This window comes from Acetobacter aceti NBRC 14818, assembly GCF_000193495.2.
Classification (GTDB): Bacteria; Pseudomonadota; Alphaproteobacteria; order Acetobacterales; family Acetobacteraceae; genus Acetobacter; species Acetobacter aceti.
On record NZ_AP023410.1, the window covers coordinates 3,098,463 to 3,119,815 of the forward strand.

The 21,353-nt window shown below is 53.0% G+C and carries 20 protein-coding genes; 16 read left to right on the forward strand and 4 right to left on the reverse strand.

Features of this window, described 5'->3' with window-relative positions:
• Nucleotides 1–50 precede the first annotated feature (50 nt).
• Entirely contained in the window at nucleotides 51–977 is a 927-nt protein-coding gene (locus tag EMQ_RS14265) for an AraC family transcriptional regulator (RefSeq protein ID WP_010666736.1), read from the reverse strand.
• Between the two features lie 205 nt (nucleotides 978–1,182).
• On the opposite strand from EMQ_RS14265, the gene EMQ_RS14270 reads away from it, so the two are divergent.
• The 12 genes from EMQ_RS14270 (at nucleotide 1,183) to EMQ_RS14325 (ending at nucleotide 14,247) form a co-directional block, all read left to right on the forward strand.
• Nucleotides 1,183–1,914 (forward strand): SDR family NAD(P)-dependent oxidoreductase, encoded by a 732-nt coding sequence (locus EMQ_RS14270; protein ID WP_010666735.1) that lies wholly within the window; start codon nucleotides 1,183–1,185, stop codon nucleotides 1,912–1,914.
• Nucleotides 1,915–2,194: 280 nt separating this feature from the next.
• The gene (locus EMQ_RS14275) at nucleotides 2,195–3,202 is read left to right on the forward strand and encodes a tetratricopeptide repeat protein (RefSeq protein WP_010666734.1); all 1,008 of its coding nucleotides are present in this window, start codon (nucleotides 2,195–2,197) and stop codon (nucleotides 3,200–3,202) included.
• A gap of 6 nt (nucleotides 3,203–3,208) precedes the next feature.
• On the forward strand, nucleotides 3,209–3,925 hold the full coding sequence (locus tag EMQ_RS14280) for an LON peptidase substrate-binding domain-containing protein (RefSeq protein WP_010666733.1): 717 nt from the start codon (nucleotides 3,209–3,211) through the stop codon (nucleotides 3,923–3,925).
• A gap of 28 nt (nucleotides 3,926–3,953) precedes the next feature.
• Nucleotides 3,954–4,142: a Trm112 family protein gene (locus EMQ_RS14285; protein WP_010666732.1), complete on the forward strand. Its 189-nt coding sequence runs from the start codon at nucleotides 3,954–3,956 to the stop codon at nucleotides 4,140–4,142.
• Nucleotides 4,143–4,208: 66 nt separating this feature from the next.
• The gene (locus tag EMQ_RS14290; protein ID WP_010666731.1) at nucleotides 4,209–4,517 is read left to right on the forward strand and encodes a hypothetical protein; all 309 of its coding nucleotides are present in this window, start codon (nucleotides 4,209–4,211) and stop codon (nucleotides 4,515–4,517) included.
• Nucleotides 4,518–4,622: 105 nt separating this feature from the next.
• Nucleotides 4,623–6,161: a hopanoid C-3 methylase HpnR gene (gene hpnR, locus EMQ_RS14295; protein WP_010666730.1), complete on the forward strand. Its 1,539-nt coding sequence runs from the start codon at nucleotides 4,623–4,625 to the stop codon at nucleotides 6,159–6,161.
• Nucleotides 6,162–6,517: 356 nt separating this feature from the next.
• A complete protein-coding gene (locus EMQ_RS14300; RefSeq protein WP_158306044.1) occupies nucleotides 6,518–8,026 on the forward strand; it encodes an exopolysaccharide biosynthesis polyprenyl glycosylphosphotransferase in 1,509 nt (502 codons plus the stop codon).
• On the forward strand, nucleotides 8,016–8,831 hold the full coding sequence (locus EMQ_RS14305; protein WP_010665950.1) for a WecB/TagA/CpsF family glycosyltransferase: 816 nt from the start codon (nucleotides 8,016–8,018) through the stop codon (nucleotides 8,829–8,831). Before EMQ_RS14300 ends, EMQ_RS14305 begins: the two co-directional genes overlap by 11 nt.
• A gap of 56 nt (nucleotides 8,832–8,887) precedes the next feature.
• Nucleotides 8,888–11,095, forward strand: coding sequence for a GumC family protein (locus EMQ_RS14310; RefSeq protein ID WP_231367914.1), 2,208 nt, complete (start codon nucleotides 8,888–8,890; stop codon nucleotides 11,093–11,095).
• 13 nt (nucleotides 11,096–11,108) lie between these two features.
• Nucleotides 11,109–12,242, forward strand: a complete 1,134-nt coding sequence (locus EMQ_RS14315) for a glycosyltransferase family 4 protein (protein WP_026199994.1) — start codon at nucleotides 11,109–11,111, stop codon at nucleotides 12,240–12,242.
• Nucleotides 12,243–12,244: 2 nt separating this feature from the next.
• Nucleotides 12,245–13,609, forward strand: a complete 1,365-nt coding sequence (locus tag EMQ_RS14320) for an outer membrane beta-barrel protein (protein ID WP_081617489.1) — start codon at nucleotides 12,245–12,247, stop codon at nucleotides 13,607–13,609.
• 62 nt (nucleotides 13,610–13,671) lie between these two features.
• Nucleotides 13,672–14,247, forward strand: coding sequence for a polysaccharide biosynthesis/export family protein (locus EMQ_RS14325; protein WP_031941639.1), 576 nt, complete (start codon nucleotides 13,672–13,674; stop codon nucleotides 14,245–14,247).
• A gap of 1,258 nt (nucleotides 14,248–15,505) precedes the next feature.
• Here the strand turns inward: EMQ_RS14325 and EMQ_RS14330 are convergent.
• Nucleotides 15,506–15,817, reverse strand: coding sequence for a DUF2312 domain-containing protein (locus tag EMQ_RS14330; RefSeq protein ID WP_018307807.1), 312 nt, complete (start codon nucleotides 15,815–15,817; stop codon nucleotides 15,506–15,508).
• A 396-nt stretch (nucleotides 15,818–16,213) separates the two neighbouring features.
• On the opposite strand from EMQ_RS14330, the gene zwf reads away from it, so the two are divergent.
• The 4 genes from zwf (at nucleotide 16,214) to EMQ_RS14350 (ending at nucleotide 19,458) form a co-directional block, all read left to right on the forward strand.
• Nucleotides 16,214–17,722: a glucose-6-phosphate dehydrogenase gene (zwf, locus tag EMQ_RS14335; RefSeq protein ID WP_010669061.1), complete on the forward strand. Its 1,509-nt coding sequence runs from the start codon at nucleotides 16,214–16,216 to the stop codon at nucleotides 17,720–17,722.
• Nucleotides 17,722–18,189, forward strand: coding sequence for a hypothetical protein (locus tag EMQ_RS14340; RefSeq protein WP_018307806.1), 468 nt, complete (start codon nucleotides 17,722–17,724; stop codon nucleotides 18,187–18,189). The genes zwf and EMQ_RS14340 overlap by 1 nt, the downstream gene beginning before the upstream one ends.
• A 317-nt stretch (nucleotides 18,190–18,506) precedes the next feature.
• Nucleotides 18,507–18,908 carry a hypothetical protein gene (locus tag EMQ_RS14345; RefSeq protein ID WP_010665791.1) on the forward strand — a complete coding sequence of 134 codons (402 nt, stop codon included), beginning with the start codon at nucleotides 18,507–18,509 and terminating at the stop codon, nucleotides 18,906–18,908.
• 22 nt (nucleotides 18,909–18,930) lie between these two features.
• Nucleotides 18,931–19,458, forward strand: coding sequence for a histidine phosphatase family protein (locus tag EMQ_RS14350; protein WP_010665792.1), 528 nt, complete (start codon nucleotides 18,931–18,933; stop codon nucleotides 19,456–19,458).
• Nucleotides 19,459–19,557: 99 nt separating this feature from the next.
• On the opposite strand, the gene cobS is transcribed toward EMQ_RS14350, so the two are convergent.
• Both cobS and cobT read right to left on the reverse strand, forming a co-directional pair.
• Nucleotides 19,558–20,343: an adenosylcobinamide-GDP ribazoletransferase gene (gene cobS / locus EMQ_RS14355; RefSeq protein WP_010665793.1), complete on the reverse strand. Its 786-nt coding sequence runs from the start codon at nucleotides 20,341–20,343 to the stop codon at nucleotides 19,558–19,560.
• Nucleotides 20,333–21,349, reverse strand: coding sequence for a nicotinate-nucleotide--dimethylbenzimidazole phosphoribosyltransferase (cobT, locus tag EMQ_RS14360; protein WP_010665794.1), 1,017 nt, complete (start codon nucleotides 21,347–21,349; stop codon nucleotides 20,333–20,335). Before cobT ends, cobS begins: the two co-directional genes overlap by 11 nt.
• Between the last annotated feature and the right edge of the window lie 4 nt (nucleotides 21,350–21,353).

The window sequence follows — 21,353 nt, forward strand, 5'->3', positions numbered from 1 at the left end:
GCTGTCCGCAGGCGAGCCTTTGATGGAGTGGAGTAAAGTCCTCCCAAAACCTATCGCCAGATCGCTTCGTTTTCATCCTTGTAGCGATCGATGCCTATCGTGCGGATCCGTTTCATGTCGGCATGAGGCGGTAGACCGAACACCTTCCTGTATTCCCGATTGAACTGGGAAGGGCTTTCATACCCCACGCGAAACCCGATTTCCGCCACGGACATGGTGTCATGAAGCAGCATACGGCGAGCTTCCTGCATCCGTAGACGAAGACGGTATTGCAAGGGAGTCAGGTTGGTGGCTTGCTGGAACTTCTTGTAGAAGCGGGAGCGACTCATCCCGGCAAGAGAGGGGAGGGTGGTCATATTGCCATTTTCCGAAAAACTCTGTCTCAGAAAGGCGATGGCGCGATTGATGCCGGACAGGTCGCTCCGGTCATTGGCAATGTCATACAGCGTTTTCCCCTGTTCTCCCGCAAGCATCCGATAGATGATTTCCTTTTTGATCAGGGGCGCGAGAAAATGAACGTCCTGTTCAGAGCCCAGACAATTCAGCAACCGTAGGACCGTATCGAGAAGATCATCGGTCAATGCGCTGAGGCCCATCCCTGAACGGGAAGAAGGACGGGGCATGGCATCGGTGCCGCATGCTTCGATCACCTCCAGAATCTCCAGCGGAGAAAAGGAAATACAGGCTGCGAGGTAGGGTTTGTCGGGCGATGCTTCGGTGATCATGCCTGAGACCGGCAGATCGACGGTCGAGACGAGATACTGGCGCTCGTTATAGTCGTAGATTCTGTCGTAAAGAGAGACCTGCTTGCTGCCCTGCACGACGATGTAAATACGGGGTTCATAAACGAAGAGAACAGGATCGGTTTTCCGCTCGGATTTGTAGAGTGTCAGGCAGGAGATGTTGGTTCTGACGACTTTATCCTGACAGAGAGCAGCGACGCGCGACTGGATTTTCCTGAGGGTCTCGGAGGTCATGAATACAGTCCAGACGATTGGCTCTGTGGAAAATCAGGCAATTTTTTAGGAAGATCATTCTATCCCATTCATGCCTTTTGAGCGCAAACCTCACAACATGAAGGCGTAAGTAGGCTGTGTGTGGTGATGATGGTTCGTCTTGCCGTTTGTCATCCTGTGTGGCCGAAAGTCTCTCTCGACATCATTAAGAACGGGGATATCAACCATGACTGATCGCGTTGCTGTTATTACCGGTGGAAGCCGTGGCATCGGTGCTGCTGTTGCAGAACATCTCGCCAGAGATGGCTTCGATATCGCGTTTTCCTATGCGCGAAGCGAGGCGCAGGCCAACGAGTTGTGCAAGAAAATCGAGCAGATCGGGCGGAAAGCCAAGGCCATTCAGGCCGATGGCGCGACGGTTGAGGGCAACAAGAAGATCATCGCGGAAACCGTGAAGCACTTTGGACGGATTGATGCGCTGGTGTGCAACGCGGGCGCTTATCCGTACACAACCATCGATCAGGCCAGCATCGAGGATATCGAGAAAGTTCTGAACCTCAACGTCCGCGGCGTCATGATCGAGACGCGGGAAGCGCTTCAACACATGAAAAGCGGTGGACGCATCATTCTGATGGGCTCAGCTTTTGCAGGGCGTCTGCCGTTCCCCGGTCTGTCTCTCTATGGCGCGACCAAAGCGGCGCTGCGTGGCTTTGCGCAGGGTGCTGCCCGTGATCTCGGTAAGAAAGGCATCACCATCAACGTGGTTGAGCCCGGCCCGATCGACACCGACATGAATCCAGCGGATGCGGAGGGCGCGGCAGCGCTTGCGGGCTTCGTTGCGACCGGCGCTTACGGTCATGTCGGAGACATCGCCCGCATGGTGGCGTTCCTTGCCCGCCCGGATGCCGGGTATGTCACAGGCGCGGCCATTCCTGTGGATGGCGGCCTGCTGGCCTGATTGAAGCAGGAGAGGGGACACGCTGTTCGTGTCATGGCTGTCCCCCTCTTGAAACGATCCTGCCTTCAATCCACCTGAAAGGCGTAACTGTAGCGGCCGCTTATCTTCTTTCCGGAGAATGCGACGGTACGGTGATGTTTTGAGGAGCCTGCCTGATGAGGATGTTCACTCTGAAGGCGGGTTTCTGTTTTCGCGTCCCTGCGCTAAACCTGAGCCAGAACCAAGCTGAGTCTGGTGCGGGCAGGCGTGTGGCGGTTTCAGGAAGGCAGGATTGCAGACGATGGATTATATAATCGGCCAGAACCGTTCAGCGCCTCCCACCGGTAGCGGAGCCGGTCGGCATGGGGAGACGACACCGGTCACTCCGGGAGCGGCTCCGGGGCAGACGGCTGGCGGTGACATCATCATGGATGGCACCGAGGCCAATTTCATGCAGATCGTGCTGGAAGCCAGCCGCAATGTGCCGGTTCTTGTCGATTTCTGGGCTGACTGGTGTGGTCCCTGCAAACAGCTCACGCCGGTTATCGAGCGTGTGGTTACGGCGGCCAAGGGACGGGTCAGACTCGTCAAGGTCGATATCGAGGCCAACCGCAATCTTGCCGCGCAGCTGACCCGTGTGGGACTGCCGCTTCAGTCCATCCCGATGGTGGCGGCGTTCTGGAAAGGCCAGATTCTGGACCTGTTTCAGGGCGCGCTCCCGGAAAGTCAGGTCAAGCAGTTCGTCGAAACAGTTCTGAAAGCAACTGGTGGCGGTACGCTTCCAAGTGCCGATCTTCTGGTAGAAGCCGGTGCGGCAATGGAAGCGGGAGAGCCTGCCCGTGCTGCCGAGCTTTATTCCTCTGTTCTGGAAGATGAAGCCGAGAATCCGGCGGCCTGGGGCGGTCTCATCCGCGCCATGATGGCGCTGGACGATGAAGAAGCGGCAGCGGCGGCTCTGGCCGATGTGCCAGCGGCCATCACGACGCATCCGGAGATCGAAGGTGCGCGTGCCGAGTTGGAACTGAAGCGTGAAGGCCGGAAGGTCGCAGGAGAAGCCGATGAGCTTCGCAAACGCATTGCGGCCAATCCTGACGATTTTGAAGCGCGGATGGATCTTGCCAACGCGCTGAATGTCGCCGGTCATCGCGAAGAGGCTGCTTCCGAGCTTCTGGCGATCATCAAGGCGGATCGTGACTGGAAAGAAGGCGCTGCCAAACAGCTGCTGTTCAAGTTCTTTGAGGCATGGGGCCATACGGACCCGGCGACCGTGTCGTCGCGTCGTCGTCTCTCTTCCATGCTGTTCTCCTGAGGAGGAATGGGTCTGGCTACCGGTTCTCACTTTTTCGATGACAACACCCCGCGGAGAGTGCCCCGCCTCGGTGACATCACCCTTGCGGACCTTCCGGCGGAAATAGGGCTTTTTCCCCTGTTTGGCACGTTGCTGCTGCCGCGGGGGAAGTTGCCGCTGAATGTGTTTGAGCCGCGGTATATCGGACTGATTGAAGATGCGCTTGCCGATCAGCGACTGATCGGCATCATCCAGCCATTCAGCGAAATTGATGACGATGAGGATTTCGCTGCCGAACCGCATCTGTTTGAAGTCGGGTGCATTGGTCGCATCACATCCTTCGTGGAACGGCTGGACAATACATATGCCATTACACTGACGGGTATCAGTCGCTTCCGGTATCTGCGCGAGAGCGAAGGGGCGCGTGGCTATCGTCGCGCCCGTATCGATGTTTCTGCGTATGCAGGTGATCTGAATGAGATTCCTTCTGCGCCGTTCGATCGGAAACTGCTGCTGGAATCGCTCAAGGAGTATTTTGAGTCCCGCGGCATGGGGGTGCGGTGGGAAGTGATCGATCAGATGGCGGATGACGCCCTTCTGGTTGCGTTGCCGATGATCTGTCCTTTCCCTTCGCCGGAAAAACAGGCATTGCTTGAGGCGGATACGCTGACCGAACGGGCGCGGGTGTTGCAGTCGCTTCTTGATCTCTCCGGATCGCAGAACGGCGGCGCCCGGCCAGTATAGAATTTCTGTTTGTTTTTTGGAGACAGTCATGACGACCACCGAGACTTCGCCCCCTCTGGATCAGCGGCTTCTGTCTCTCCTTGTCTGCCCGGTGACGAAAGGGCCGCTGATCTATGATCGTGAGGCTTCGGAACTGATCAGCGAACGGGCCGGTCTGGCCTTCCCTGTCCGCGATGGGATTCCGATCATGCTGCCGGAAGAAGCCCGCGCACTTTGATCAGGTGTCTGCGACTTAGAGAGTGAGATGTGTCGTCCGGCCATAATGAGTGTTTCGCGATGGGTTATGGTTTTCACGCCCGTCGCCTTTCTGGCATCCTGCGGGCTGTCCGGGACTGACCCGAAGGCCGGGGATAATATCGATGTTCCGCCGGAGCGTCCCGGTCGCAATATACCTGAAGCGGCTGAGGCAGAAGAGCGCCACGAGCGGGAGGCGAACTATAAGACGCCGCCTGCGGGTGGCGGTGTAAGGGAGGGCTATGAGCCTGCGCCTTATGCCGGTACGGCGTTGCCGAAACCAGGCACATCCAACGCGACTCCCGATACCGAAGTCACATATGGGAAGCCGGATTCCGGGCAGAGCAAGCCTCGGTAACCTCTTAATGAATAGGAGGTATTTCCCTTAAACGTGTGACAACATCCTTTATTCGGTCGACAATACGTAACAAGAATACTGAAGTGACATCCCGGAGGCGACACAATGAAACTTTTGGCAGTACATCCGAGCGCATTGATGTACACAAGAGTGTTTCTGAGACTGGAGCCTCTTGGGCTTGAGCTGGTAGCGGGCGCTGCGAGAAACGCAGGCCATGATGTGCAGCTCATAGATCTGCAGGTTGAGAAGCATAAGGATTACTGGAAGCTGGTCGAGGAGTTCCGTCCTGATGCTATCTGCTTCTGCGGTAATTATCTGGCGAACATCCCTGAAATCGTCGATCTCTGTAAGGAGACGAAAGACCGTTTCCCGGATTGTTTCACCATCGTGGGTGGTCACTCCGTTTCCTTCATTCCGCAGGACGTTCTTGGTCTGTCGGAAGGCGCGATTGACTGTATTCTCAAGGGCGAAGGCGAGCCCAGCATTGGTCCACTGCTCGAAGGCTGGCTAAACGGGGATATTTCCCAGGTTCCGGGTGTTGTTACGACCAGGTTCGAAGGGCCACCTCCGACATTCGTCAAAAGCCTTGATGAGGTTCGTCCTGCCCGTGACCTGCTGCGTCACCGGAACAAGTATTTCATCGGCACGCTCGATCCGGCGGCTTCCATCGAGTTTGCTCGTGGCTGTCCCTGGGATTGCACGTTCTGTAGCGCCTGGACGTTCTATGGCCGTTCCTATCGCACGGCTGACCCAAAAGTCATCGCTGATGAGCTGGAGGCCCTGAAGGAGCCCGGCGTCTTCATCGTCGATGACGTTGCCTTTGTTCATGCCGAGCATGGTCTGGCGATCGCCGCGGAGATTCGCAAGCGCGGGATCAAGAAGGAATATTATCTTGAAACCCGCGCGGATGTCCTCCTCCGCAACAAGGAAGTGTTCAAGGAATGGAGCGAAATCGGTCTCAGTTACATCTTCATTGGACTTGAAGCGGTCGATGAAGAGGGGCTGAAAAAGTTCCGCAAGCGTGTTTCTGTGGATAGCAACTTTGAAGCGCTGGAATATGCCCGTTCACTGGGTCTGATGGTGGCGATCAACCTCATTGCGGACCCGTCATGGACAAGGGAGCGTTTTGAGACGATCCGTCAGTGGTGTCTGGAGATTCCGGATATCGTCAATATTTCGGTGACGACGCCTTATCCCGGCACCGAGATATGGCACAAGGAAGCACGTCGTCTGACAACGCGCGATTATCGTCTGTTTGACATTCAGCACGCGGTCCTGCCGACGACATTGTCCCTGCCTGAGTTCTATGAGGAACTGGTGAAAACCCAGCAGGTTCTGAACACCAAGCATATGGGATGGTCGGCTCTTCGGGATACGGTCGGTATTGCCGCCCGTCTGCTGAGCAAGGGGCAGACGAACTTCGTCAAGATGATCTGGAAGTTCAATTCCGTCTTCAATCCCAAGCTGCAACTGGCGGATCATATGCGCAGACCGCGCTATGAGATGCCGATTCAGCCGGACGTCGTTGATAAGATGAACGTCAAGGAACTGTATGTTCATGGTCCCGGAGGCAGGAAATCCCGCACCCTGGATGATGATACAGAAAAATTTGTGGATCAGACGCGTATGGGGGCTGACGCCTGAGATTATTTTTCAAGGTGGATAAAAATGGCTGGATGCTACGGTATTCCAGTCGTTTTTATGTATACCCTGTGGATGGGGACGATTAATAAGACACTAGAATAAACATTGAACGAATATCTTTGGACGTTTCTGTCCACGGCTTTTTTTACAGTGTCCATATAAAGATAGGCGTCAACGATTTGAAATATTCATTTCGTATGGTGTAGAGGCGCGGTTACAAATAGTTTCGTCGCAGGTATTTATCCTTCTTCCCTTGAGATATCTGCAGCAGAGTTATATCTTTTCAAACTGTTCAGTGACGATGACTGTTTTGGTGGTGTAAGGCCGTCCGCTATGTGTCGGGAGAGTGGATGCTGATGAGTGACCGACGCTTGGTTGTGGATTCAGGTTATGCGGCCTCTGGCATTGAGGAGACTCAGCCATTGGTGGAAGCCCCGGCTATACGCCAGTTATTGAGGGAACCTTATCCTTATCTCCACAGTATTCTGGCGATGGTCGTTCGCTGTCTGGACGCCATTTCCGTCGCAGCCGGGACGCTGGTTGCAGACTGGTTTGAGCAGGGCCCTTTTGCTCATTCTGGAGAAAGAGGCGTGGAAGCGGCCAGTCTGGTCGCTGTTATGGTTTTCTGTCTTTTCCCCAAAAAGTCAAAACTCCTTGCCTTTCCAAAAATCAGGCGTGCCAAAGCGCAGATTCGCTATCTGGTTACGCCCGTTTTTGCTGCATGCATTGCGTATGTCTGTTTCTCGGCCATTCTGTTGTCGGATGGGTTCGTGTCACTGAAAATGGCTGCCGCGTGGGCGCTGTTTGCATGTATTGCGCTTTCCGTCGAAAGGTCAGTGCTGACATTCTGCCTGCATCAGCCCTCCATCGTGACCAAGCTGCGCCGGCGGGTTGCTATCGTTGGAACGGGAGCTGTGGCAACGGATCTGGTGAACCGCCTGTGTTCGGATGCAGGGCAGGCCTATTCTCTCTTCGGTCAATTCGACGATGTTGCTCATTATGATGCTGACCGAAAACTGGATGGAACGCTCGATAATCTGATTCACAGGAGCCGTCGGGAGGCGCTGCACGCCATCATTCTGGCGTTTCCAGAGGCGGGGGATGCGGAGGCCAGGGTTCGTACTGTAGCGGTTGGTCTGAAGCCTGTGCTTTCGGATATTTACGTCACTCCAAATCTCGTCTCTGGTTTTGACCGTGTTCTTCCCTGCGAATTTCTGGGTGAGAATGCTGTCTTTGTGATTCAGAGACGACCGCTCTCCGATGTTCAGCTTATTGAGAAAGCGATTGTCGATTTTATTCTGGCTCTCTGCGTTTCCATCTTTCTCCTCCCGTTTCTTATCGGCGTTGCGATTGCCATAAAGTGTGATTCGAAAGGCCCTGTTTTCTTTCGACAGCCCCGGATCGGAAAGAACGGCAGGGAATTTATGGTCTACAAGTTCCGCTCCATGCATACCCATATGTCGGATCTCATGGCGGAACGTCAGACAAGCCGTGACGATCCCCGTGTCACGCGTATCGGAAAATGGTTGCGGCGTCTGAGTATTGACGAGGTTCCCCAACTGCTGAATGTGCTCAAGGGAGAAATGTCGCTGGTCGGTCCCAGACCTCATGCGCCTCACACGCGTGCCGGCGGTTTGCTACTCGATGACGCTCTGGCCGAATATGTTTTGCGTTATCATGTCAAACCCGGCATCACCGGTTGGGCGCAGATCAATGGTGCCCGTGGTGAGCTTGTCACGATTGACGACCTGAAAAAGAGGGTGGCTTACGATCTTGATTATATCCGCCGCTGGTCTCTTGTTTTTGATTTCAGGATCATGATTCTGACCATCATCAGGGAGGTCTTCAGTCGTCATGCGTTCTGATGTTGCGCCCAAGGAAAAATACAAACGGTTCTGTGGCCATGATTTCCCGGTCGTCGGGGTCATGGGGCTGAACCTGATGGATATTCCTCGTGAAGATATTGTCGCCTGTCTGATAGAGACTGTAAGGCAGAAGGGTGCGGCGAGGGTTATCAACGCGAATGCCCACTGTGTAACGCTTTCTCAAAAGCAGCCTTGGCTACGAGAGCTTTTTGACAGGGCTGAAATCGCGTTTTGCGATGGTGCCGGTGTCCAGTTGGCCTCAATGTTCCTGACGGGCAAGAATCTGCACAGGACAACGCCACCCGAATGGATTGGCAACATGCTATCCGCTCTGGGTGAGAAGGCAGATATTTTCTGGCTGGGCGGAGAGCAGGAGGTTGCTGAAAAAGGCGCGGCTGCCTTTGCAGCGAAATATGGCTGTCGGACCGCGGGTGTTCAGCATGGTTTTTTTGACGCCACTCCTGGCAGCCCGGAATCTGAGACGGTTCTCGCAAAGATTGTAGCGGCGAAACCATCGGTGCTTCTGCTCAATATGGGAATGCCGCGTCAGGAACAGTGGCTATGGGATAACTGGGACAGGCTGCCGCCAATGGTGGCGATAACGGCTGGAGCCCTTGTTGATCATGCGGCCGGACGCGTTTCACGCCCACCCAGATGGGTTGCGAATCTGGGGCTTGAATGGCTAGTCAGACTGAGCCGTGAGCCAACAAGGCTGTGGCGTCGATATCTGCTGGGGCTGCCTCGTTTTGGTCTGTATGTACTATGGTGGCGGTTATGCGCCCTGCTTGGTAAAAAAATGGTGTAATCCGCAGGGACGTGAGAACACTGATAAAATTTTGTTGGGTTTAGGATCTTTCTGGCATGCTTGATCGACCACTGGATTGCACTTTCGAGCAGCCAAGAGCTGAACCGCCTCCAGTAGCCGTAGGGGCGTATGGCCTCACAATGCGTTATCTGTCGATGGGGTGGCGGCACCGTTATCTGTTCAGCACTGTCGCCTTGGGGATTTTTCTTCTGGGTGCAGTGGCGGTGCTGTCACTGAAGCGTTCTTTTATGGCCCCTGCAACCGTGGTTGTCACAACGCATGTTGTGGACCCGATGGCGCAGTCATCAGATGCAAGCCAGTCTATTGAAGATGATGAACCTGCCACACAGTCAGCATTAATTGCCTCACGAGATGTAGCAGCCCTGGTTCTGAAGGAGCTTCCGCCGCCGCCTGCGCCGGTATCGCATAACTGGCATCATTTTCTGTGTGAACATGGTGTCAGACTGGGATGCGCTGCCGGGACGGAAACAGCAAGCAATAGTGCTGGAGTCATTGATCGCCAGATTGATGGCCTTCTGGCTAGTGTAACGGTGGAGCCGGTGCCAAGATCCCGTATTCTTACGGTGACGGCAAAAGCCGATACAGGTGAACGGGCGGCGGCTGTGGCAAATGCGTTTGTCACCAACTACCAGAAGCTGGCGTTGAATCAGCAACGAAGCGATCTGCAGCGTGAAGCGGAATGGCTGGATGACCGGACTACGGCGCTTCGTCAGCGCTGGCTGGAAGCAGAGGGGGCCGCCAGCGCCTATAATGTCCAGCATGCCCTGGTCAACACTACGGGCGGATCACCGCTTGTCGAACATCAGATCTCCGACATGGCGGTCAGTCTGGGGCAGGCGCAGACGCGTTACGCGGCTGCCCAAGCGCGGGTATCCACCTTGAAAGCTGCCATACAGAGCGGTGATCCGCAGACACTTCTGTCTCTGGGTGAACAGCCTCTTGTGGTGGCGGCGGCGACGGCGCTGATGCAGGAAGAAAGTCAGAGGGCGCAGAAGAGCGCTTCTTTCGGTCCCAACCACCCAGACGTTATCGCTTTTGACAGACAGATTGCCAGCAGTCGTGCGAATCTGGCCGCCGCCACCCATAGGGCTCTCCTTTCGATCAATGGAGAACTTGCTTCTGCGCGGGCCGATGTTGACCAATTGACGTCAGATCTTGATCGTCTTCGCGTCCAGTCAGGCAAGCAGAGTGGCGCGCAGGCGGAATACCGCACCCTCGATCAGGAATCACAAAGCGCACGCAGCATATATGAGGCTTTTCTTGAGCGGGCCAAGCAACTGACGGATCGCGTCGCTCTTCTTCAGCCACCCATCATGTTTGTCTCACATGCAGCGGTTCCGGCAACGGCTACTTTTCCCAATCGCAAGAAGCTGATGATGGGCGTGATTGTCCTTGCTCTTGTTGGTGGCGTGGGTGCGGTCGCGCTGCGGATTTTCTTTTCGTCAGGCTTCACTGATCTGGATGAATTCAGGGGCTTTGGCGGTATGCCTTTGCTGGCTGTTTTTCCTCGGATACAGGCGGGTCGGAAAAAATCTCCCGTCGATCTTATGCGGGACCATCCATTCTCTATGCCCGCGGAAGCTGTGAGGCAGCTGGGAGCTCAGCTTTCCATGGCCAGTGGTGGATCGCGTAGTGGCGATGCGAGGATTGTCGCGATAACCTCGGCACTCCCTGGCGATGGAAAGATGACGCTGGCTTCATGGCTCGCTGCAGCCACAGAGGAAGCTGGCGAAACGGCCTTGGTCATTGATACCGATTTCAGTCGCCGCGTTGGCCTTGATCGAAATAAGGCAGGTGGTTCTCTTGGGCTTTCAGATGTTCTGCAGGGAAAAGTCGCAGCCCGGAACGTCATTGTGCGGGATCAAGGCCGAGGCTGTGATGTCATGTCCGCCGGCACACCGCGTGGCTATATCTTCGACCGGGCCGAGATTTCACAATTGCAGGATCTGTTTCGTGATCTTTCCCGCTCTTATCGTGTAATCGTTCTTGTTACGCCGCCATTGGGTGTGACAGCTGGAGGTCTGTCGATGGCTTCTGTGGCGGATCAGACGCTTTTTGTCTGTCGCTGGGGACGCACGTCTCGAGAAACAACGGCTGCATGTATTGAGCGTCTAAGGCTTTATGGAGCCAGACTGTCAGGGTTTGTTGTGACAGGCACTGACAGTGGATCCTTCAATCTTCTTTGCGGCGCTCAGTTGACCCGACAGGAAACCCGCCTGATCGCCCATCGGCGTCAAGCGTGAAAGACGTTACTGCGTGAAAATTATTCATGTTGTGAGACAATTCAGTCCCTCAGTGGGAGGGCTGGAAGATTCTGTTCTGAGCGTTGCTTTTGAACAAAGGGCTATGGGCATTGACGCTCAGGTCATCACACTGAACACAGTGTTTAACAGGGAGGGGGTACTGCCGCCTCGTGAATCCATACAGGGTATTCCGGTCACGCGGATTCCTTGGTGTGGGTCCTCACGGTATCCGCTGGCTCCCAGCGTGATTGCGCATATCGGTGGGGCTGACCTCATTCATGTGCATGCAATTGATTTTTTCTTTGATTTCTTTGCACTGACAAAGTTTCTGGCCAGAAAGCCTCTTGTTGTTTCGACGCATGGTGGTTTTTTTCATAGTGGCGCTTATGCAAAGCTCAAGAAGCTATGGTTCGCAACGCTGACGCGGGCAAGCATCGCGGCATATGACAAAGTTGTGGCCTGCAGTCAGAATGATGCGGATATTTTTGCCAGCGTGGCAAAAGGTCGTCTGATTACCATTGAGAATGGGATCAATCAGTCGAAATTTTCTGATGCGGCTTCAAAGACACCTGTTCGCACACTGATAAGCTTCGGAAGGTTTTCGCCGCATAAACGTCTTGATCGTTTGTTTGATCTTCTGGCGGAATTGAAAAAACAGAATTCGGAATGGAAGCTGATTATCGCTGGAAGACCTGCGGAACAGTCTGTTTCAGATCTGGGAAAAATTGCGAAACGTGTCGGCGTGCAGGATGCTGTAGAGTTTATCGCAGAGCCTTCCGATGAAGAGTTGCGTGCTGCTCTTGCTTTCGCCAGTTGGTTTGCAAGCTTTTCAGATCATGAAGGATTTGGTCTGGCCGCAGTGGAAGCCATGTCGGCTGGTCTTATTCCGGTTCTCAGTGGGATAGCTCCGTTTCGTCGTCTTGTTGGGAAGACGGGTGCAGGGCTGTTGCTGGAAGAAAATGATATGGCAGGTCTGGCTGCTAAAATGGAAGCTCGGCAAACTGATTTTAAAACCATGGCGGATGCGAGAGCTTTTGCCATTGCAGGCGCTCGAAGCTACGACTGGAAGGATGTGGCTCGGCGGTACGTAGATGTGTATGCTGAGATTTTGCATGTGCCAATGATTTCGTCTGAACGTGTATCCTGAATATGATTTCCAAACTCCGATGCCGAAATGAAAATAAAAGGAAAATAAAGCTTTTATTTAATATACTGTTGTTTTTTATACTGGCATGGACGGTTCTATGTGTCCCGGTTGCACAGGCTCAGCTTGCTCAGCAATATTTTCCAAGTGAATTGCCAGGTTATTCTGCAGATTCGACAGGGAATGTTTCTCTGAGAGAAGTTGTACAGCATAGACACACTGGTATCCCTGTTGGAGCTTATATCCTGAAGCCTACGGCATCTCAACAGTTCGGTTATAGAACGAGTATTCTGGGTGCTCCTCATACTTCTAGTGCTTCGCTCGTTACGTCGGCCGGACTAGGCGTGAATTCGAACTGGTCAAGACATGCTATTGGAGCGTCCATGTCAGTAACGAATCAGGCTTATCCATCAATAAGCGCTGCTAATTACACAGACTGGTCTGCTGCTGCGGGAGGGATGCTTAATCTTCGGCGTGACATGCTGTCTCTAGGGTATACTCATTCTCTGAGACATTTATCCGCAACGGATTTAGGTAACTTCGGAGTTGGTTACCCTGTGCCTTACAGCACAGACGATGTAAGGATGAGCTATCACAAAAATTGGACACGCTTCGCCCTTATTCCAACTGCTTCATACGACAATTATTCTTTTGGGCAGAGTCAGGGGAATTTACCAGCAGCTTCACGAAATCTAGGTTCTTTGAGTCATCAGTTGGAAATGCAAGTGCTTCAAGGACGTTTCGAAATTTCTAAAAGTAATGCACTCGTAGCGGTCTTGCGGGGATCTGAAGCGCAATTCACTCCTCATGCTGGACAATTGTCAAATGATTATGTCAGTGGAGGCGGTTTTGTAGGTATTGATCTTCGTGCTGATCCTGTTTTGCAGTATCGTTTGTTGGCAGGAGGAGAAACGCGTCGTTTTACACGGGGAGGAGGTAACCCTGTTACGACGCCAACAGCAGAAGCGCAGATATTATGGATGCCGGATAAACTGAATACCTTGACATTTTCTGGTCAGAGGGGGTTGTTTGACCCGACTTCTCCTTTTTCACGTAATCAGGTGATGTCAAGTGCTCAAATTATTTGGGATCGTGAGTTGAGAAAGGATGTATTTTTCCATGGAGGCGTGTCGTATGCGCGCACAGATTCTCGGTCATCTACTGCGGGAACTAGATCACGACAACAAAATCAGATCGGCTTCCGAGCTGCGTTGGATTGGCAATTTACACGCGATATTAAATTCACTTTGAATTATAGTCATACTTCCAGTTACACAAAGCATGGCGTGCCGGCTGTGCTAGATAACGGTTTTTCTCATGCCACATTCACAAACAATTCCATAACGTTTGGTGTGGCTTTTGCGCGTTAATCGACTGCTACAGTCGGTTTGATTCTTTCCTTCTTCTCTCTGCAATGGAGTGCGATTACAGAATGTCGACAAGTCTCATACAGCGCTTTGTGTTGGTCGGCATATCTGGCCTGCTTTTGGCCGCATGTTCTCCAACACATGGATTGAAACCGATCCCTCCCGTGACTGGCTCCTATCATCTGGGAGCCGGAGATCAGATCCGGATTCTGACATATAATGACCCTCAATTAAGTAATTCATTTTCTGTCAGTGATGCAGGGACGATAGCGTTTCCTTTATTGGGAACTGTTACAGCAGCCGGCCAGACACCATCGGACTTTGCTACGTTTCTGGGCAATCAACTGGGAACACGTGGTCTATTGCACAAACCAAGTGTTTCAGTGGAGGTGATGCAATACAGGCCGGTATTTGTTCTTGGAGAGGTACAGAAACCCGGTCAATATAACTATCTTCCTGGAATGACCATGGAGACAGTGGTGGCACTTGCTGGGGGATATACCTATCGAGCCATAAAAAATCCGGCGAGTGTGGTTCGAACAGAAGGAACCCCAGATGGTCGTCCGATGAAGGGCAAGATTTCGGAAGAGACTTATCTCGCCCCGGGTGATGTTATTACAATCTATGAACGGTTTTTCTGACTATGAATGTTTTTCTGAAGCATTCATCATGAAATGAAGTTGCCGAATTGATAAACTGATGACTTCGTCTTGTGCGTTCTGCGGGCATACGGATTGATACCACGTTGTCCCTGTTGCCTATCGTCACACGGAGCATTCTGTTGCATGAAAATGAGCACACATGAATTTTGAAAGTGCAGCTTTTCGGGCCAGTAAATTTACTGACTTACCCTACAGTTAGATGCAGTCAGGCAGGTTAGCCTTGGCTATCGCATGTAATATGAAGTTTTGAATTTGGCTCTTCCATGTTCTGTCGACATGTTGGGGAAATGTCTTCTTTGAGAAGAGGCGCTGCGGTTCAGTATGCTTTGAGGTGTTATAAACTGTATAATTTTTATGCATTTATTTGAATTGGGAATGCTGATTTTTTTCTGATCCAGAAATGAAGGAGGTTGTGCTTTTTGTTTTAACCTCTCTTTTGTCACTAACGCTGCCATCCCTCTTATAATAACCTTTGTATATTACATACATATCAAATTGATATGTATGTAAATTTTGTATATATGTGGAATTATACAGTAATTCTTCATATTATGGGAGTTGTTGACCTGAAAAAAATACCAGCAATAGCTTTTTCGTGCTGGTCTTCAAACCGTACAGCGGATATTTAATAGATTGAAGCAATGCTGACATATTGTCACATGCTATAGCAGGCATGAAAAGCTCTATGGCTTTCTCGATTTCGTACCCATCAAGCTGTGACTACCATCTTTTGTCAATGGAACCTACTTACAAACCATACGACACCGACCCAGAATGGCATGGAGAAGGCAGCACCGACAGCGATGCCTTTAAAGGCTGACGCGTGCGAGATTTCTCTCTTTGAAGAGTTTGATTGCGTCAGAAACTCGACAGGTGTGTCCTGCCGACTTTGTGGTCCCCATATTGGTAGCGGGAGCGTGTTTTTGGACGAACTCATGCCTATGTCTCTGCGAAAAAAAGTGTGCTTTTGTCTAAATAACGAAACATTTGTTAATAACGAGTTAAGTGGCAGTCGAATTTAACGACACGTATTTATAGAGCCCCTGATTTCTGGAGAATTTTTTTAGAAATATTATCCTATATTCAGAGAGATTTTTTGTTTCTTTCAAAGTATTTTAAATGAAATACAAGAATATATTTATTGAAAAATGATAATTGTTTTTATATATTTAAATTCCTATGCCTGATATATTTTGAAATTACAAGCATAGGATTGTTTTTTTATTGAAAGGGAATATTACATTCCAAGGGCTCTTTTGTAGATATCAAGCAGTGTTTCCTGCTCTTCAATTTCAGAAGGCTCTTTTTTCCTCAATCGTAAAATCTGTTTGATGGTCGCCACATCAAATCCTGCAGATTTTGCCTCGCTGAAAATATCTTTAATATCCCCGGCCAGAGCTTTGCGCTCTTCTTCAAGACGTTCCACCCGCTCGATGATGCTTCTCAGCCGGTCTGCAGCAATACCACCTACGTTTGATTCCGGATCAGCAGCCTGGCGAGCGCGGCTGGCGGCAGCATCGTCATCAATATCAAAAGGGACGTCAGACATGGTTTCCTCTAGAGTTTCCGTGGATCGAAGCGGCTGAATAGCCGCAGATAGCGGCCCTTATATGGTCAGTCGGCAGGGGACGGTAGTCCGTAATTAGGGTGTTATAAGGGCTGGTATCGCATAACTTTATGTTTTAAAAAGAAAAAATAGTGATAAAGTCTTTCTCGGCGCCTGAAATTCCTCTCCATGAGCACAGGATAATGTTTCTTTAAGAATGATGTACAGGGACTGTTTGGAGCTTTCAGAGGATTGCTTTCGTTGTGATTTGCTGGTCAATCTGAGGCCAATAAACTCTCATGAATGAACCTGGGAGGGGCTGGCCTGTTGTCCTTGTTTGAGTGCGTAGGCGCACATCATGGATGATGGAATGTAATGGAGGTCGCTATGCCGCTACGGATGGATGCTACTGGCTCATCCAGCAAGATTCACGCCGGTGGAAAGCGGGACAATTCGGGTGCTGTTGCCTTCGATTTTGTTATCGTCGGAGCGACCGGCGATCTGACCATGCGTAAGCTCCTTCCCGCTTTTTATGAGTGTTTCCGGCGCAGGCAGATCGAGAAAAGCACAAAAATTATCGGAGTCGCCCGTTCCGGATTGAGCGTCGAAGACTATCGGGCGCGCGCCCATGAGGCTCTGAAGGGTTTCGTTGCGACCTCCTCCTATGATGACGCCACAATCCAGGATTTTCTGGGGCTGGTGGAATATGTCTCGCTCGACATGTCGGATAAGGACGCGGACTGGACCGGGCTGAGAGCCCAGCTTTCCACGGAAAGGGACCGTCCGCGGGTCTTTTATGTAGCGACAGCTCCGAAACTCTATGTTCCGACCGCAGATGCAATTGCTCATAACGAGCTGATCACAGAAAGCAGCCGGATCGTTCTGGAAAAGCCGATCGGTACGGATCAGGCCACGGCAGCTGAGATCAACGATGGTGTTGGTCAGCATTTCACGGAAGAGCAGATCTTTCGCATAGACCATTATCTCGGCAAGCAGACCGTGCAGAATATTCTGGCGCTGCGGTTCGCCAACCCGATCCTTGAACGTGTGTGGAACACAGATTCCATTGCTCATGTGCAGATTACCGCCGCCGAAACGGTGGGCGTGGGTAAGCGCGGACCATATTATGATAGTGCAGGCGCCCTGCGCGACATGGTGCAGAATCATCTGCTGCAGGTGCTGAGCCTTGTTGCCATGGAGCCGCCAACGGCTTTTTCAGCCATGGATCTCAGAGATGAAAAGCTGAAGATCCTGCGGGCCCTGAAGCCGATGTCGGATCATGATATTGCGACTGATACCGTGCGCGCTCAGTATGGCGAGGGCCATGTCAATGGCAAGCTGATTCCTGGATATCTGGATGATCTTGGCGCGCCGACGAGCACGACGGAAACCTATCTTGCCATAAGGGCGGAAATCCGGACTGCCCGCTGGGCCGGTGTGCCGTTCTATATCCGCACCGGCAAGCAGATGGCCCGCAAGGAAACGACGGTTGTCATCCAGTTCCGTCCGCAGCCGTGGGCTATTTTTACCGACAACCCCGAGCCCAGTCAGCTTGTGCTGCGCATCCAGCCGAATGAGGGTGTTTCCCTGTCCCTTGCCAGCAAGGATCCTGCATCGGAGCAATATCGACTCAGGGAAGCCGTGCTGGATGTGGATTATGTGAAGGCTTTCAACACCCGTTACCCGGATTCCTACGAGGATCTGCTGATGGCCGCCGTGCGTGGTGATCAGGTTCTGTTTATCCGACGGGATGAGGTCGAGGCATCTTGGCGCTGGATTGAGCCGATTCTTCATGGCTGGGAAGAGAACATCCGGCCTCTTGAAATCTATCCTGCCGGAACGCAGGGACCGGCCTCGTCAGATGAGTTGCTGGCGCGCGACGGATTTGTCTGGAAAGAAAATACTTGATGACGTCTCCAGTCACACCGGAATCAGGCAAAGGTCCGCGTCGCTTCACGAGTGGTCCTTTCAAGGGACGCTCCCTGAAGCAGCATATCCTGCGTCGCCTGATTCTGGTTCTGCCCCTCAGTCTCCTGATGATTGTTCTGGCCAAATCAGGCTTTATGGACCGCCTTGTCGATCAGTATACTTTCAAACCGGCGAGCTGGTTTGATGATACGGCTTTGGTCAGGCATCTGCGGCAGACCATTACGCACAATGGCATGACGGGGGATCGTCCGGACTGTCTGTTGTTCATTGTGAACGGCAACAGTCCTCCAACCGCCACGATGATCGACGTGATGGAAAAGCATTCCGGAAACTGTCCAAACCCCGATACATCCCTGCCAAAACTGTTCAGCCTGCGTGTGGACAGGGTGGCGGCCCGTGTGGAAACCGACCAGGGCACACCGGGAGAATTTCACCGTCTCCCATAATTTCCGGCGCTCTGAATCCGGGAGATTGCCCAGTTCGATAGGCCCGATGCCCCTCTGTGATGACAGATCACGAATTTTTTTTTTAGAGAACATGAAAAACAGGGCCGTCTGGAAGGATCCCGCGTCTGCGGGTGACTTTTTGTGATGTGGACCTCGTAATCCGCTGCTGTGCGTCTGTCTGGGGGATTGTCTGAACTGGATAGGGTGGACGTGGCGGGGGAGGTAAGGCACATCTCTTGCTGAGAACTGTTTCAGGTCGGGATGTCTGGAGAAACTTGTTTGTTTTTTGATGTCCGGACAAACAAGGATGTAACATCATGCGCTTACGCTTTGCCGCTGCCGGCTCGGTCATTGTCTGTGGTTTGTCTTTCGGGTTAAATGCACCGGCCCAGGCCGCCCCGAAAGCAGAAGCTACCGAAAAAGCTGTTCACTCAGCAGCATTTTTCTCAGGTGACTGGTCTTCCATGGGCACGGTCGTGACAATCGTTGCCAATCGGGCCGCCGGTCCGGCAAGCCGTCTCATTGTGCATCTGCCGCAGAACCTGCAGAAGTCCGGTCAGGATACTTTCTCCCTGTCGCAGAAAAGCGCTGATGAGTGGAGCGGCATTCAGAACAACGTAACGCTCTCCTTCAAGCTCGTGTCAGATAATTTTGGTATTCTGTCGATGGTGGGTGACAAACCAGACCATCACTTCGAAATGCCTTTGTCCCGGATGTAATAAGACCTCCCAGGCAGGTCTTATGGTTATTCGATGCCTTGCCCGGCATCCGCCTGTAGAGGCGCCGCAGGGCATCTGTTATGGTCAGGCAGATGTCGCGCTTGCTGTCGGTTGGGAGGATTTTGCCTCTCAATTGGCTGCTTCCCTGCGAAAAACAGGCATCCGAAAGCTGTTTGCTTCTCCCTTGGCGCGTTGTCGTATTCCCGCTCAATGGGTGGCTGCGCGTACGCAGTGTGAATTGCGTTTGGATGAGCGCCTGAGAGAAATCAGTTTTGGGGAGTGGGAAATGTATCCCTGGGACGCTATTCCGCGCAACGCCCTTGATGAATGGGCTGCGGATTTACTGGAGTTCGCTCCACCCGCAGGTGAAAGCGGTCAGGAACTGATCGCTCGGGTCACGAATTTTTGGAACGAGTGTGAGGCTGGTCCATCGTGCGCAATCCTCTCGCATGGCGGACCTTTGCGCGTTCTGGAGGCTCTTGTTGCCGGAAAGAATGTCGATCTGAGTGTGCCTGCGATGCCCTTGGGTATGGTGAAGTTAATCCCATAGATCGCTTTGTTCAGTTCAGGGTAAGGCCCGCAGAGTAGAATTTTAATAAGAGCTGTATTTTTCGGTTTTTTTGAAAATATTATAAATATTCATGGCGTTTTATCCGGCCTGCGCGGTCAGGGTGACAAGCACAGCAAGCTCCGCAAGCACGGCTTCTGCTCCAAGGATATCGCCGGTAAACCCGCCAATCTTTTGCATACTGAATCGATGCATCAGAAAGGTCGCAAATAGGCTCGCAGCAAATGGAGCAACGATTTTATCAGCAGGGATCAGCATCATCGCAAGCAGCAACGGCGTAAGGAGCGCCGCTGCCAAAGGTCGGGGAGGCAGAGGAAACAGGGCGCTGGCAAGCCCATCCTGTCGCGCGGACTTTCCCCACTTCAGTTCCAGTAGCATGGTCGCACGCGCGAGACTGCCTGCCAGAATCAGTGATGGAAACAGGAGAGTTGCGGGCAGGGAAGCTATACAGGCGCAGCGGAGCGCAACCGCAGTGCCCAACGCCAGAGCTCCATAGGAACCGATACGGCTGTCCCGCATGATATCCAGACGGCGCTCCGGCGTTCTGCCGCCGACCAGTCCGTCGGCACAATCCGCAAGCCCGTCCTCATGCAATCCGCCTGTGATCAGCAGTTGCACCATGACAGCGCAGATAGCCGAGACAGCCGGAGGAAGGTGTGCGGCAGAGCCAAGCCACATGGCGCATGCCGTCAGCCCGCCAATCAGGCCGCCTGTAAGCGGCCAGACCCAGATCGAACGGCGAAGATCGACGTCTGCCGCGTGTTTTTCGAGCCAGTGCAGGGGCAGGCGTGTGAACAGGCCAAGAGCCGCGAGAAGGTCGGCGGCGACACGTCCCGAAATCGATCTGTTGTTGCGATTATCCGGCAATCCCGGCCTCGGCAAAGGTATGCATGCCGGTATGACAGGCAAGCGCCGCCCGAATCAACGGCACGGCAAGCGTGGCGCCGGATGCTTCCCCCAGACGAAGACCAAAATCCAGAAGCGGTTTTTGCCCCAGAAGAGTCGCCAGGCGTATGTGGCCGGGCTCGGCAGAGCAATGCGAGATCCGGCAGTGCGTCAGCCCTTCAGGATGCAGGACATAAAGGGGAGCGACGGCGGCCGTGCAGACGAAACCGTCCAGAAGCATGGGAATACCATGCATTCTTGCGGCAATGACGGCTCCCATGATGGCCGCGAGTTCATGACCGCCCAGTCGCCGTGCGATCTGTAGTGGGTCGGCGAAAGAGCTACGATGGAGTTCCAGCGCACGGTCGATGGCGGAAATCTTGCGGAGCATGGCGTCATCGTCATTGCCTGCACCGCGCCCGGCCCACTCTTTTCCGTCGCCACCGAAGAGTGCAGCCGAAAGAGCCGCGGCAGGTGTTGTGTTGCCGATGCCCATTTCGCCTAGGCACAGCAGATCTGTTTCGGGTGAAACGGCATTGAATCCGCGCGTGAGCGTCCGCAGAAACGTCTCGTCGTCCATGGCGGCGGTCTGCGTGAAATCCGCTGTTGGGCGAAGATCTTCCAGCGTTTCCACAGTCAGGGTTGTCCCGGCATACCGGGAAAGCTGATTGATGGCCGCACCACCATTACGGAAATTCTGAACCATCAGGGCGGTCACATCCGATGGCCATGCCGAGACGCCCTGCGCTGCGACGCCGTGATTGCCTGCGAAGATGATCGTCTGGACGCGTTCAAGTCGCGGAGTGCTGCGCCGTTGCCACGCGCCAAGCCATGAGGTCAGTTCTTCCAGTCGCCCGAGACTGCCGGCCGGTTTGGTGAGTGTGGCCTCACGTTCGGCAATCTGGTTTATGGCGATGGGATCGCTCAATGCGGGTTCGCGACACAGGGCGCGCAGACTGTCTATGTCTGCAAAAGGGGGCGTGCTCATGGAT